This is a genomic window from Streptomyces sp. NBC_00086 (genome assembly GCF_026343255.1).
GTDB lineage: Bacteria > Actinomycetota > Actinomycetes > Streptomycetales > Streptomycetaceae > Streptomyces.
This window is the reverse complement of record NZ_JAPELZ010000001.1, coordinates 2,180,915-2,195,398: the sequence shown is the minus strand read 5'-3', so window position 1 is coordinate 2,195,398 and position 14,484 is coordinate 2,180,915. Positions and strand designations below refer to the sequence as shown.

The 14,484-nt window shown below is 74.5% G+C and carries 7 protein-coding genes; 6 read left to right on the top strand and 1 reads right to left on the bottom strand.

The features are described from left to right. Positions 1–133 precede the first annotated feature (133 nt). From infB to OG276_RS09490, 6 genes are all read left to right on the top strand, one after another. Complete coding sequence (gene infB / locus OG276_RS09515; protein WP_266904027.1) at positions 134–3,295, top strand: translation initiation factor IF-2; 3,162 nt, start codon at positions 134–136, stop codon at positions 3,293–3,295. A 163-nt stretch (positions 3,296–3,458) separates the two neighbouring features. Next, positions 3,459–3,752, top strand: coding sequence for a DUF503 domain-containing protein (locus OG276_RS09510; RefSeq protein WP_030161467.1), 294 nt, complete (start codon positions 3,459–3,461; stop codon positions 3,750–3,752). Positions 3,753–3,779: 27 nt separating this feature from the next. After that, complete coding sequence (gene rbfA, locus OG276_RS09505) at positions 3,780–4,247, top strand: 30S ribosome-binding factor RbfA (RefSeq protein WP_266904026.1); 468 nt, start codon at positions 3,780–3,782, stop codon at positions 4,245–4,247. Beyond that, a complete protein-coding gene (gene truB / locus OG276_RS09500) occupies positions 4,247–5,155 on the top strand; it encodes a tRNA pseudouridine(55) synthase TruB (protein ID WP_266904025.1) in 909 nt (302 codons plus the stop codon). The genes rbfA and truB overlap by 1 nt, the downstream gene beginning before the upstream one ends. A 275-nt stretch (positions 5,156–5,430) precedes the next feature. After that, a complete protein-coding gene (locus tag OG276_RS09495; RefSeq protein ID WP_266904024.1) occupies positions 5,431–9,297 on the top strand; it encodes a serine protease in 3,867 nt (1,288 codons plus the stop codon). A gap of 56 nt (positions 9,298–9,353) precedes the next feature. Beyond that, positions 9,354–10,310, top strand: a complete 957-nt coding sequence (locus OG276_RS09490) for a bifunctional riboflavin kinase/FAD synthetase (RefSeq protein ID WP_266904023.1) — start codon at positions 9,354–9,356, stop codon at positions 10,308–10,310. 125 nt (positions 10,311–10,435) lie between these two features. Here the strand turns inward: OG276_RS09490 and OG276_RS09485 are convergent, their stop codons facing one another. Beyond that, a complete protein-coding gene (locus OG276_RS09485) occupies positions 10,436–13,186 on the bottom strand; it encodes an SCO5717 family growth-regulating ATPase (RefSeq protein WP_266904022.1) in 2,751 nt (916 codons plus the stop codon). Positions 13,187–14,484 lie beyond the last annotated feature (1,298 nt).

Below are 14,484 nucleotides of genomic sequence, written 5' to 3'. Positions count from 1 at the left end.
ATCACCGTGCGGTCAGGTACCTCGCGAGTTGGAAGTAGGTCGAGATTGCGATGAGCACCCCTCGATGAGTACGCGATGAGTACGAGCATGAAGTAGAGACGGTCCGGCGTAACCCGGACCTAAAAGGAGCGAAGTGGCTAAGGTCCGGGTATACGAACTCGCCAAGGAGTTCGGAGTTGAGAGCAAGGTCGTCATGGCCAAGCTCCAGGAACTCGGTGAGTTCGTCCGTTCGGCGTCCTCGACTATCGAGGCGCCGGTCGTACGCAAGTTGACCGATGCTTTGCAGGGCCCTGGCGGCAACGCCGGCAAGCCCGCTGCGAAGCCGGGTGAGCCCCGCAAGGCCGCCCCCGCCAAGCCCGGGGTTCCCACCCCGGGTGCTGTTGCACGTCCCGCTGCCCCGAAGCCCGGCGCCCCGGCCCCCAAGCCGGTCGTTGCCGAGGCCCCGGCCGTCAGCGCCCCCGCCCCGGTGACCCCGACCGCCGCCCCCGGTGGTCCGCGTCCCGGCCCCAAGGCTCCGGCCGCCCCGAAGCCCGCTCCGGCGGCTCCCGTGGCGACCGAGTTCTCCGCGCCCCCGGCGGCTCCGGCCGCCGCGGCTCCGGCGCGCACCGACCGTCCCGCCGGTCCCGGCGCGACCCCCGGTCCGCGTCCGGCGCAGCAGCGTCCCGAGCGTCCGGCGGCCGGTGGCCAGTCCGGCGCCCGTCCCGGCGCCCCGCGTCCGGCCGGTGCCGCTCCGGCGCGCACCGAGCGTCCCGCCGGTCCCGGTGCTTCGGCCCCGCGTCCGCAGGGCGCCCGTCCGGCCGGTCCCCGTCCGGGCAACAACCCGTTCACCTCTGGTGGCTCCACCGGCATGGCGCGCCCGCAGGCGCCCCGTCCGGCCGGCGCTCCCCGTCCCGGTGCCCCCGGCGCCGGTGACCGCCAGGGTGGCGCTCCCCGTCCGCAGGGCGGCCCCGGCGGCGCTCCGCGTCCGCAGGGTGCCGGTGCGGGTCGTCCGACCCCGGGCGGCATGCCCCGCCCGCAGGGCGGCGCTCCGCGTCCGGGTGGTGCCCCCGGTGGCAACCGTCCGAACCCGGGCATGATGCCGCAGCGTCCCGCTGCCGGTGGTCCCGGTCCCCGTCCCGGTGGCGGCCCCGGTGGCCGTGGTCCCGGTGCGGGCGGTCCCCGTCCCGGTGGCGCCGGTGGCGCCGGTCGTCCCGCGGGCGGCGGCTTCGCCGGTCGTCCGGCCGGTCCGGGCTCGCGTCCGGGTGGCGGCGGCGGCTTCGGCGGTCCCCGTCCCGGTGGTGGCGGCTTCGGCGGCGGTCCGGCTGGTGCCGGTGGCGGCGGTCGTCCCGGCTTCGCCGGTCGTCCCGGTGGTCCCAATGCCCGTGGTGGCACGCAGGGCGCCTTCGGCCGTCCCGGTGGTCCCGCGCGTCGTGGACGCAAGTCCAAGCGCCAGCGTCGCCAGGAGTACGAGGCCATGCAGGCCCCGTCGGTCGGCGGCATCATGCTGCCGCGTGGTCACGGCGAGACCGTTCGCCTGTCGCGCGGTGCGTCCCTCACCGACTTCGCGGAGAAGATCAACGCCAACCCGGCGTCGCTCGTCGCCGTGATGATGAACCTCGGCGAGATGGTCACTGCCACGCAGTCCGTCTCCGACGAGACCCTCGAAATGCTGGCCGGCGAGATGAACTACGTCGTTCAGATCGTCAGCCCGGAGGAAGAGGACCGCGAGCTCCTCGAGGGCTTCGACATCGAGTTCGGCGAGGACGAGGGCGGCGAGGAATTCCTCATGCCGCGTCCGCCGGTCGTGACCGTCATGGGTCACGTCGACCACGGTAAGACCCGACTGCTCGACGCCATCCGCAAGACGAACGTCGTTGCGGGCGAGGCCGGTGGCATCACGCAGCACATCGGTGCGTACCAGGTCGGTACCGAGGTCAACGGTGAAGAGCGCAAGATCACCTTCATCGACACCCCGGGTCACGAGGCGTTCACCGCCATGCGTGCCCGTGGTGCCAAGTCGACCGACATCGCGATCCTCGTGGTCGCGGCCAACGACGGCGTGATGCCGCAGACGATCGAGGCGCTCAACCACGCCCAGGCCGCCGGCGTCCCGATCGTCGTCGCGGTCAACAAGATCGACGTCGAGGGTGCCGACCCGGTCAAGGTGCGCGGTCAGCTCACCGAGTTCGGTCTGGTCGCCGAGGAGTACGGCGGCGACACGATGTTCGTCGACATCTCCGCCAAGCAGGGTCTGAACATCGACTCCCTGCTCGAGGCCGTCGTCCTCACCGCCGACGCCTCGCTCGACCTGCGCGCCAACCCGGAGCAGGACGCTCAGGGTATTGCGATCGAGTCCCACCTCGACCGCGGCCGCGGTGCCGTTGCCACCGTCCTCGTCCAGCGCGGTACCCTCCGCGTCGGCGACACGATGGTCGTGGGCGACGCCTACGGCCGAGTGCGCGCCATGCTCGACGACAAGGGCAACAACGTCGAGGAAGCGGGTCCCGCGACCCCCGTCCTGGTCCTGGGTCTCACCAACGTCCCCGGCGCCGGCGACAACTTCCTCGTCGTCGACGAGGACCGCACCGCCCGTCAGATCGCCGAGAAGCGTGCTGCGCGTGAGCGCAACGCCAACTTCGCCAAGCGCGTCCGCCGGGTGTCCCTGGAAGACCTCGACTCGGTCCTCAAGGCCGGTCTGGTCCAGGAACTCAACCTCATCATCAAGGGCGACGCGTCCGGTGCGGTGGAGGCTCTCGAGTCCTCGCTGCTCCAGCTCGACGTCGGCGAAGAGGTCGACATCCGCGTCCTGCACCGCGGTGTGGGTGCGGTCACCGAGTCCGACATCAACCTGGCGATGGGCTCCGACGCCATCGTCATCGGCTACAACGTCCGTGCGGCCGGCCGTGCCGCGCAGATGGCGGAGCGCGAGGGTGTCGACGTTCGCTACTACTCGGTGATCTACCAGGCCATCGAGGAGATCGAGGCGGCTCTCAAGGGTCTCCTCAAGCCGGAGTACGAAGAGGTCGAGCTCGGTACGGCGGAGGTCCGCGAGGTCTTCCGCTCGTCCAAGCTGGGCAACATCGCCGGTGTCCTCATCCGGTCCGGCGAGGTCAAGCGCAACACCAAGGCGCGGCTCCTGCGCGATGGCAAGGTCATCGCCGAGAGCCTCACCATCTCCGGTCTGCGCCGCTTCAAGGACGACGTCACCGAGATCCGCGAAGGGTTCGAGGGTGGTATCAACCTCGGCAACTTCAACGACATCAAGATCGACGACGTCATCGCGACGTACGAGATGCGCGAGAAGCCCCGCGCGTAAGCGCGAGGCGGTTCGCACCGTGTCGTAGGTAGCTGTAACACCGGGGCCGGTCGGCGGAATATCCGTCGATCGGCCCCGGCCGTTGCGTGTACGGTTCTGATGACCCTGCCGCGCGACGGCCGGCAGGCCACCGAACCCGCACCGGCGGGATATCCGGAACTGCATGTACGTGGGGACTCTGTCCTTCGATCTGCTCCTCGGCGACGTTCACTCGCTGAAGGAGAAACGCTCCGTCGTCCGGCCCATCGTGGCCGAGCTCCAGCGCAAGTTCTCTGTGAGCGCGGCCGAAGTGGGCGACCAGGACCTGCACCGCAGGGCCCGTATAGGGGTCGCTCTGGTGAGTGGGGACACGGGGTTCCTCTCGGATGTACTGGACCGCTGCGAGCGGCTGGTCGCGGCACGTCCGGAAGTGGAGCTGCTGTCGGTACGACGGCGGCTCCACGGTGATGAAGACTGACCGCAAGACGAAGAAGGAGACGGACCAGTGGCCGACAATGCGCGGGCGAAGAAGCTGGCGGACCTCATCCGGGAGGTGGTGGCCGAGAAGCTGCAGCGTGGCGTCAAGGACCCCCGCCTCGGTACGCACGTGACCATCACGGACACCAGGGTCACCGGCGACCTGCGGGAGGCCACGGTCTTCTACACGGTGTACGGCGACGACGAGGCGCGCGTCAGTGCGGCAGCGGGTCTGGAGAGCGCCAAGGGCGTTCTGCGCTCCGCGGTCGGCCGGGCGGCGCAGACCAAGTTCACGCCGACCCTGACGTTCGTGGCGGACGCCCTTCCGGAGACCGCCAAGAGCATCGAGGACCTCCTGGAGAAGGCGCGGACCTCCGACGCCCAGGTGCGCGAGGTCTCCTCGGGCGCGAAGTACGCCGGCGACGCCGACCCGTACAAGAAGCCCGATGAGGACGACGAGGCTGCCGCCGACGAAGACGGGGACGCATCCGCGTAATGAGCACCAACGCAGGGAAGACGCCGGACGGCCTGGTCATCGTCGACAAGCCGTCCGGCTTCACTTCGCACGACGTGGTCGCCAAGATGCGCGGGATCGCCAAGACCCGCCGCGTCGGCCACGCCGGCACGCTCGACCCGATGGCGACGGGCGTGCTGGTCCTGGGCGTCGAGAAGGCCACCAAGCTCCTCGGCCACCTCGCGCTCACGGAGAAGGAGTACCTCGGCACCATCCGGCTGGGCCAGAACACCCTGACGGACGACGCCGAGGGCGAGATCACCTCGTCCACGGACGCCACCGGGGTCACCCGGGAAGGCGTGGACGCGGGCATCGCCAAGCTGTCCGGCGCGATCATGCAGGTCCCGTCCAAGGTCAGCGCCATCAAGATCAAGGGCGTGCGCTCCTACAAGCGCGCCCGCGACGGCGAGGACTTCGAGATCCCGGCCCGCCCGGTGACCGTCTCCTCGTTCCAGGTGTACGACATGCGGGAGGCGGAGGCCGAGGACGGCACCAAGGTCGTCGACCTCGTCGTCTCCGTCGTCTGCTCCAGCGGTACGTACATCCGCGCGCTCGCGCGGGACCTCGGCGCCGACCTCGGCGTCGGCGGGCACCTCACGGCGCTGCGGCGCACGCGGGTGGGCCCGTACAAGATCGACCGGGCGCGCACGCTCGACCAGCTCCAGGAGGACCTGACCGTCATGCCGATCGGCGACGCGGCGGCCGCCGCGTTCCCGCGCTGGCAGCTGGACGCCCGGCGGGCGTCGCTGCTGGCGAACGGCGTGCGGATCGACATGCCGGAAGAGTACGAGCCCGGCAAGGCGGTCGCGGTCTACGGGCCGGACGGGCAGCTGCTCGGGCTCGTGGAGAACAAGAACGGCAAGGCGAAATCGCTCGCGGTCTTCGCCTGACCGGTTCCCCTGACGCTGTTGACCGGCCGGCCTTCGGGCCGGCCGGTTCTCGTTTGACGTGGAGCGGTGAGCGCACACGGACTGCTGCTCACCGCTCCACGACCCCCCTCGGGTAGGTCTCTATCCATCCGGACCCCCTTATTCACCCGTCCGAGCAGGCGCTCGGAGTGAATGGAGGGAGCGTAAGGGGGCGCTTTCGACACGCGTGCTGTTCCAGCTGATCTTCACCTGCCTACGGTCGTGCCTACGGGGCACGCGCGGCGGGGAGTGGTGCGGTGACGGCGGAACTGATCAGGATCTGCGATCTCGCCGGGCGGCCGCGGGGGAGCGGGTTCGTCGCGGACGACCGCGGGACGGTGCTCACCAGCCACGAGGCCGTGGACGGACTGGCCCGGCTGGTCCTGCACGGGCCGGCGCCGGGGGAGCGGACCTGGACGGCGGGAGCCTCGGACGTGACCGCCCTGCCGGAGCTGGGGCTGGCGCTCGTACGCAGCGACGGGCTCGGGGTGCGGCCGCTGCCGGTCGCGCCGCGCGCGACGATCGCTCCCGGGACGTACGTACGGCTTCCCGCGCGGGGCTGGCGCCAGGCGCGGGTGCTCGGCGCGGCCGAGGCCGGCTATCCGGCGACGGACCGCTTCCACCTGCTCCCGGCCGCTGTGGAACTGGCCATCGGGACCGACGGGCGCGACGCGCTGCGCCTGGGCGGCGAGGCCTGCGGGGGCCCGGTGCTGGACGCCGAAACCGGAGCGGTGCTCGCGGTCCTGTGCACCGCTCTGCAGGCGGAGCAGCGCTCCGGGGGCTTCGCCGTGCCCCTCGCGGCCGCGGCCGCCGCCGATCCGGGCGGTCCCCTCGCCGCGCTGCTGGAACGCAACGCCGCCACCGTGCCGGGCCACGGCGCCGACCTGAACCTCGCCGGAGCCCTGCAGCTCACCGGGACCACCCTGGGCGCCGCCGTCGCAGCCCTCGCCGCTCTGGCCGCTCTCGCCGCCGGGGGAGCGGAGCCGGTGGACCGCCCGGCGATCGCCGCCGAACTCGACGCCTTCACCACCGGGAACCGCCCGGTCCTCGCCCTGGTCGGGCGGCCCGGCACCGGCCGCACGACGGCCCTCGCCGCGCTGGCGGCCCGCCGCGCCCGCGGCCCGCACCCGGCCCCGACCCTCTGGCTGCGCGGCGCCGACCTGCGGGCCGACGACACCTCGCTGGCCGACGCCGTGGCACGGGCGCTGACGGAGGCGGGCCGGATCCTTGGGGTGCCCGCCGCCGCTCCGGGGGCGGAACCGGCGTCGGAGCTGGCCGCCCTCGTGGCTTCGGCCGGGCGGCCCCTGCTCGTCGTCCTGGACGGGCCCGAGGAGATGCCGCCGCGGCTCGCGGGGAGGGCCGGGCCGTGGACCGGGGCCACCGCCGCCTGGCTCGGCGCGAGCGGGGCCCGGCTGGTCGTGGCGGCCCGCCCCGAGCACTGGGAGTCGGCCGGGCGGCTCTACCCGCCGCGGATGCTCCACACCCCGGCCCGGCCGGCCCGGCGGGTGCCGCCCGCGGTCCCGATCGGCGATCTCACCCCGGAGGAGGCGCAGGCGGCCCGGACCCGGCTGGGGATCCCGGCCGACGCGGTCGCCGCCACCGATGCCCGGCACCCGCTCACGCTGCGGCTGCTCGCGGAGGTCCGTGCGGCCGGGGTCACCGCGGGCCGTCCGTCGCGCGAGGAGGTGTTCGCCGCGCACCTGGACCTGGTGTGCCTGCGCGTGGCCGTCCGGGTGTCCGCGGCGCTTCCGCAGCCCCGTGGACCCGGAGGGGCCGCCGGCCCGGTCGGCGCAGCCGAGGTGGACAGGGCCGCCGGGGTGGGCAACGGCGTGCCGGACCCGGACCCGGACCCGGACCCGGACCCGGATGGGCCGGTCGGTGCCGGCCGGGACTGGGACGGCGGGGAGGACCCGGCCGGGGCGTGCGGGTCCGGGGAGTACGAGCCCGGTGTGTTCGGGCCCGGTGTGTCCGAGCCCGGCGTGTTCGGGCCCGGTGTGGGCCGGCTGGCCGTGCGGGTGGCCGGGCGGGTGCACGAAGCCGCCCGGCGCTGTCTGGGGCCGGGCCAGGGGCAGTTGGACCGCGCCTCCTTCGAGGAACTGTTCCCCTGGCGGTCGGGCTGGGCCTCCGCGGTGCTCGCCGAAGGGCTGCTGGTGCCCGCCGGCGAGGGCTACCGCTTCGCCCACGAGGAGTTCGCCGACTGGGTGCAGGCCGCCCACCTGGACCTCCCCGCCGCCCTGCACACCCTGGGCCGGGACGTCCCCCGGCACCGCGTCGGGCCCGTGCTGGAGGCCCTGCGCCTGCTTCCGCCCGGGGAGCGGGGAGCAGCGCTGGAGCGGCTCGTGGCCGTGCTCGACGGCGCCGCCGACCCCCAGGCCCATTGGTGGGCCGCCCGGCTCGTCGGCGAGACCCTCCTGCGGGTCCCCGATGCCACGCCGTACCTCCCGGTCCTGCACGCCCTCGCCGCCCACCTGACCAGGCCCGCGCCGTCCCGGGCGGAGGAACCGGCCCCGTCTCCGGCGGCTCCCGCGCCGCCCGCACCCTCGCCGGCCGGCTCCGCGGCGTACGCGGGCGCCCTGGGTGCCCCGGGCCCGGCCTGCACCACCCGGTGGACGGCAACCGGTACTGCCGGGCCCCTCCGGGTCCCCGCGCAGGGCGGAGCGACGGTGGCCGGCGGACCCGGCGGGCGGGCCGGGCAGCTCCGGTCGGGAGCGGCCGCCGGGGACACCGGCCACCCCGCGGGCACCGGGCCCGGCACCCCGCCCGCGCCCAGCCAGGGCCGGGAGGACGAGGGGGAGTTCGGGGGGTGGTTCTGGACCCGGGTGCGCGTCGCCGAGGAAGACCGCTTCGAGCTGCTGCGGCGGCTGGTGCCCCACGACCACCGCCTCCTGGACGCCGCCGCCCGGCGGCTGGCTCGCGCGCCGCGGATCGTGCAGCCGCTGCTCTGCGGCTGGTTCCGCGACGAGCGGCGGCTCCTCGGGCGGCCCGGGGCCACCGTCGCCACCGCCGCGCAGGCACTGCTGCACACCCACCGCAGCCTCGCCGTCGACGACCTCACCGAGGCGCTCGTCAGCGCCGCGCACCCCCGCGCCGACGAGCTGCTCGCCGTACTCGCCGAGGACGAGCCCTCCGCCCTCAGCCGGGCCGTGGACCGCTGGGCGCACGACGAGCGGCCCGGCCGCCGGGTCGCGGCCGCCGCGTACGGGCCGCTCACCGCCCCTCACGTGCGGACCCCCGCCGACCGCGAGCTGCTGCGCTACGCCGCGCAGGCCCTGCTCGCGCGCCCCGCGGACGCGTCCCTGCACGGCAGCGCCCTCGGGATCCTGCTCCGCGACCCCCAGGTACGGGCCCGCTACCTCCCCGACGCCCTCGCCTGTTTCCGCGACCCCGGGCGCGGCCTGCGGCTGCCCGCCACCGCGCTGGTTGCCGCGCTCCCCGTGCTGCCCGACCCGGACGCGGTGTTCGCCGCCCTGCGGGAGCGGGCCGACGGCGAGGTGGTGCGCGCACTGGCCGCGCTGACCACGCCGGGCCTGGCCCGGCGCGCGGCCGAGCTCGTACGGGAGCACCTGGCGCGGCACCCGCAGGACGCCGCGCACGCCGCCGAGTTCGTGGACCGGCGGCTCGAACAGGGCCTGGCCGCCGCCCCCGTGCTCCGCCCGCTCGTACGGGACCTGCTGGGCTCCGGTCCGCCGCCGGTACGGGCCGCGCTGGCCGGCGTACTGGCCGCCCCGGGCACGGAGTCCTCGTACACGCTCCGCGGCGAGCTGGCCGAGGCGCTGCTCCGCGAGGAGCTCGACCCGTCGGTGCTCGACACCTTCCTCGGCGCGCTGGCGGCGGGGGCGGCCGCCGGCGCGCCGGACCGTACCCGGGAGCTGCTGCGGCGCACCGGCCGGCAACTGCTGCGGGCGCCGGGCGGCCCGGCCGTCTTCGAGCGGCGCACGGTCGAGCTGGCACGGGCCGAACCGGCCTTCGGCGCACTCGTGGCCTCCTGGCTGGAGCGGGCGCCGCAGGAGGCGGCGGCGCTGCTGGGGCCGAGCGCGCGCCGGACCGTCGAGACCCTCGTTCACAGCGGGTCCCCGCCGCACGACGCCGATGATGGGCAGCGGCCACCGGCATGGCAGTCTTAGACCTGCAATCGGCAACCAGGACAGGGCCTAAAGGGTTCGGGCGAGGAGCGGTCACAGTGCAGCGCTGGCGTGGCTTGGAGGACATCCCCCAGGACTGGGGACGCGGCGTCGTCACCATCGGCTCCTACGACGGCGTCCACCGGGGTCATCAGCTGATCATCGGACGGGCCGTGGCCAAGGCCCGCGAGCTCGGCGTCCCCTCCGTCGTCGTCACCTTCAGCCCGCACCCGAGCGAGGTCGTCCGCCCCGGCAGCCACCCGCCGATCCTGGCCCCTTACGACCGGCGCGCCGAGCTGATGGCCGGGCTGGGCGTGGACGCGCTGCTGATCCTGCCCTTCACGGCGGAGTTCTCGCAGCTGTCCCCGGCCGACTTCATCGTGAAGGTGCTCGTCGACAAGCTGCACGCGCTGGCGGTCATCGAAGGACCGAACTTCCGCTTCGGCCACAAGGCCGCCGGCAACGTGGAGTTCCTGCGGCAGCTCGGCGCCACCTACGACTACGAGGTCGAGGTCGTGGACCTGGTGGAGCGCGGCGAGGCGGGCGGCGGAGTGCCGTTCTCCTCCACGCTCGCGCGCAAGCTCGTGGCGCAGGGCGACATGGACGGCGCGGCCGAGATCCTGGGCCGCCCCCACCGGGTCGAGGGCATCGTGGTGCGCGGTGCGCAGCGCGGGCGCGAGCTCGGCTACCCGACGGCGAACGTGGAGACGCAGCCGCACACCGCGATCCCGGCCGACGGGGTGTACGCGGGCTGGCTGACGGCGGACGGCGAGCGGATGCCGGCGGCGATCTCGGTCGGCACGAACGTGCAGTTCGACGCGACCGAGCGGACCGTGGAGGCGTACGCGATCGACCGGGTCGGCCTGGACCTGTACGGCATGCACGTGGCCGTCGACTTCCTCGCCTACGTGCGCGGGATGGCGAAGTTCGAGTCGCTGGACGGGCTGCTGGAGGCCATCGCGGACGACGTGAAGCGCGCGCGGGTGCTGACGGACGCGTACGACGCGGAGCGCTGACGAGCGGTCGGTCGCAGCACGGACGGGCGAGGGCCCGTACCGTCCCGGGGAATCCGGGGCGGTACGGGCCCTCGTGCGTGTGTGTGCCTGTGTGTGCGTGAGCGTGCGTGCCTGTGCCGGCCGCGTCAGCCCAGCCGCGGATCGCGCGGGGGCCCGCCGGGCTGCGGCTGACCGGGCTGCTGGGGCCAGGGCTGGCCGGGGGTGGGGTAGGGCTGCTGCCCGTACGGGGGCTGCGGCTGAGGCTGCTGGGGCTGGTGCGGCGGCTGTTGCTGCTGCGGGTAGGGCTGCTGCTGGGGCGGCTGCGGCTGGCCCCAGTGGTTCTGGGGAGCTTGCTGCTGGGCGCGGATGAAGTCCTCGGCGACCAGGGCGGAGAGGTTGAAGTAGGCCTCGCGCGTCTTGGGCCGGAGCATGTCGAGGTCGACTTCGGCGCCGGCCGCGAGGTGGTCGTCGAACGGGACCACGACGACACCGCGGCAGCGGGTCTCGAAGTGCCGCACGATGTCCTCGACCTTGATCATCTTGGCGGTCTCGCGGACCCCTGAGATCACGGTGAGGGAGCGCGAGACGAGGTCGGCGTACCCGTGCGCGGAGAGCCAGTCGAGGGTGGTGCTGGCGCTGCTCGCGCCGTCCACCGACGGGGTCGAGATGATGATCAGCTGATCGGCCAGGTCCAGGACCCCGCGCATGGCGGAGTAGAGGAGGCCGGTGCCCGAGTCGGTGAGGATGATCGGGTACTGACGGCCGAGCGTCTCGATGACGCGGCGGTAGTCCTCGTCGTTGAAGGCCGTCGAGACGGCCGGGTCCACGTCGTTGGCGATGATCTCCAGGCCGGAGGGCGCCTGGGAGGTGAACCGGCGGATGTCCATGTACGAGTTCAGGTACGGGATCGCCTGGACCAGGTCCCGGATCGTGGCCCCGGTCTCGCGGCGCACGCGGCGGCCGAGGGTGCCGGCGTCGGGGTTCGCGTCGATGGCCAGGATCTTGTCCTGGCGCTCGGTGGCGAGGGTGGCGCCGAGGGCGGTGGTGGTCGTGGTCTTGCCGACGCCGCCCTTGAGGCTGATGACGGCGATGCGGTAGCAGGACATGACCGGAGTGCGGATCAGCTCCAGCTTGCGGCGCCGTTCCGCTTCGGCCGCCTTGCCGCCGAAGCGGAACAGGCCGCCGCCTCCGGAGGCGTTGTTGCCGCTCTTCGCCTTCTGCTTGCCGCGGAGCAGGCGGTCGGAGGACAGCTCCACGGCGGCGGTGTAGCCGAGGGGAGCGCCGCCGGAGGGCTGGGGGGCGCCGTAGCGGGGGTCGTGCCCGTGGGGGCCCTGCGGACCTTGGGGCCCGTGGGGGCCTTGCTGCCACTGGCCGCCGCGGGGGTCGGCGTACTGCTGTTGCTGCTGAGGTGCGGGCGGGGGGAACCCGTAACCGGGGTCCGGCTGCTGGGGCTGCGGGGACTGCGGGGGCTGCTGCGCGGGCGGGAATCCGTACCCGGCGTCCGGTGTCTGAGGCCGGGGCTGGGCCTGGGCCTGGGGCTGGGGCTGTGCGGGCGGCCGGATGTCGTACCCCGCCTGGGGATCCGCGGACGCGGACAACTCCGAGGGCCACTGCGGCGGTTCGGCGCCGGCGGAACCCTCGAACGGGTTCGCCGCGTGCGGCGCCGGAACGACCGTCCCCGCGGGGGGCGTGGGCGTACGCGCGACAGCGGGCGGCATGCCGTCGGCCGGTGCGGTGTTCGCGTACGGCGATGCGTCGGGGCGGGCGGGCGGCGTGCCGTGCCCCGCCCCGCTCGGCGCGGACGCGTACGGGTCGTTCAAGGGGCCCCGGTCGGCCGGGGACTCGACGGGCAGGGCGCCGCTGCTCGGGTACGCCGCCGGTGCGGCACCTTCCGCGCCCTCCGCGCCGGTGGGCGCGGGTGCGTACGACTCGCCGTGGGAGCCCTCGGAACCCGAACCGGTCGGGCTCTGCGGGCCCGACGCGTACGGCGGGTCGGCGGGAGCGGCGGCCTGCGGAGCGGCCCCTTCGGCGAGGCCCGGCTCTACGTCGGCCGGGGCCGAGGGGGCCGGGGGCAGCGCGGTGCCCGACGCCGGGGTGTGGGGCGGGGCGGCGGTGTCCGAGGCGGCCGGGTACGACGCTGCGGGTGCAGCCGGGTACGGCGGCGGTCCGGCGTCCGGGCCGGGCGCCTGGGGCGGGACCGGGCTGTCGGGAGCCGAGGGGTGGGACGACTGCGAGGCGTCCGGAGCCGGGGTGTGGGCCGGGGCGGTGCCGTCCGGAGCCGACGGGTGTGACGGCTGGGCGGCTTCGACAGGCGGCGTGCGCGGGGCGGTGCTGTCCGGAGCCGCCGGGAACGATGGCGGGGCGGCGTCGGGAGCCGGTGTGCGCGGGGCGGTGCCGTCTGGGGCCGCCGGGTACGACGGCAGGGCGGTGCCCGGGAGCGGCGGGTAGGGCGGGGTGGCGCTGCCCTGGGCCGACGGGTACGGCGGGGCGGAGGCGTCCGCTGCCGGAACGTACGGAGCACTCGGCGCCGGTGCGGCCGGTGCGGCCGGAGCGTACGGTGCGGCCGGGGAGTCCGCGGTCAACGCCGTGGGCGCCTCCGGGGTACCTGCGTAAGGCGCGGCCGGTGCCGGTGCGGTCGACGCCGCGCGCGGAGCCGGCGGGGCGATGCGCATCGTCGGAGGGGTCTCCAGGTCCGACGGCGGCCGGTGGGGCTCGAAGCCGCTGCCCGCGGGCAGGTCCGGGATCGCGGCGGCCGCCGGAGCCGCGCCCTGCGTGTACCAGGCCGGCGGTGTGTAGTCGATGGTGAACTCGCCCGTCAGTTCGGGCTCCGCGTCGGACTGATCGTCCGTCGGGACGTCCCACGTCCCGCCGCGCCTCTCGTTCCGATCGCCGCTCACTGGTCCTCCTGATCTGTCGAACACTGGTCCGGCGTCCCACCGCGCCACGCCGGCGCCCAGCCTAATCGTGTCCCGCAGCCGGTATCCGCCCCCGTCGGCCCGTACCCGAGGTCGACCACGGGCCGGGAGCCGCCTCCATCCTGCCCATACGGCCGGGCCCCCGGCCAATCCCGGCCTCCCCGACCTGCCACGCCACCACGTCCCGTCCCGGTTCCGGCCCGCCCGCCGCGTACTGAGCTTTCAGGGTCGCCGACGCGTGCGCGCCGTTCCCGACCCACCCGTTCCCGCTCTGCGGGTCCCCTATCCGCCCGTACGTCCTCGGCGCGGCCTTGTCGCGAGTGCCGGTCTCCACGCTGCCGGTCCGGCGGCGCCGGTCTTCGTCGTGGGGCTGCCCGTTGAGGCCTGCCGGTTCCCGTGCTGCCCGTTCCCGCTCTGCGGGTCCCCTATCCGCCAGTACATCCCCGACGCGGCCCTGTCGGCAGTGCCCGTATCAGCGCTGACGGTTCCGGTGCTGCTCGTTCCTGTCCTGTGGGTTCCTAATCCGCCCGTATGTTGCGGGGACGGCCTTGTCGGCAGTGCCGGTCCCCGTGCTGCCGGTCCTGGCGGTGCCAGTCCTCGTCGTGGCGCTGCTCGTTCAGGCCTGCCGGCTCCCGTGCTGCCCGTTCCCGCCCTGTGGGTCCCCAATCCGCCCGTACGTTGCGGGGACGGCCTTGTCGGCAGTGCCGGTCCCCGTGCTGCCGGTCCTGGCGGTGCCAGTCCTCGTCGTGGCGCTGCTCGTTCAGGCCTGCCGGCTCCCGTGCTGCCCGTTCCCGCCCTGTGGGTCCCCAATCCGCCCGTACGTTGCGGGCGCGGCCCTGTCGGCAGTGCCGGTCCCCGTGCTGCCGGTCCTGGCCGTTCCCATCCCCGTCCTGGCGCTGCCGGTTCCCTTGCTGCCCGTTCCGGGCCTGCCGGGTCGGGGCTTGCCTGCTTTCGGCCTGTGGGTCCCGGGCTGTTCGGCTCGGCCTGGTGGTGCTCGGTGCGCCGCTCGCGTGGTGCGGGTGGGGCGGCCCTGCGGGGCGAATTCCCCTACCCGCCCTTCCACCGTTCCCCGGGCGCTGCCCGGACCCCGATCCTCAAGCGCCGGATGGGCTGGAGGGGTCTCGGGGGCGTTCGGCTCGGGCTGCCGGTTCCTCGTCGGACCCTCCCGGCGCTGTCGGTTCCGGTCCTGTCGGATCGGGACTTGCCTGCTCTCGGTCCCTCGGTCCACGGCCCGTTGGGCTCTGCCCTGATGGATCCTGGCCTGCCGTTGGCTTGCCGCT

What these genes read in the sequence shown, in the direction of transcription:
- OG276_RS09510 (WP_030161467.1), top strand. Translation starts at nt 3,459, where the DNA reads ATGTACGTGGGGACTCTGTCCTTCGATCTGCTCCTCGGCGACGTTCAC.
- truB (WP_266904025.1), top strand. Translation starts at nt 4,247, where the DNA reads ATGAGCACCAACGCAGGGAAGACGCCGGACGGCCTGGTCATCGTCGAC.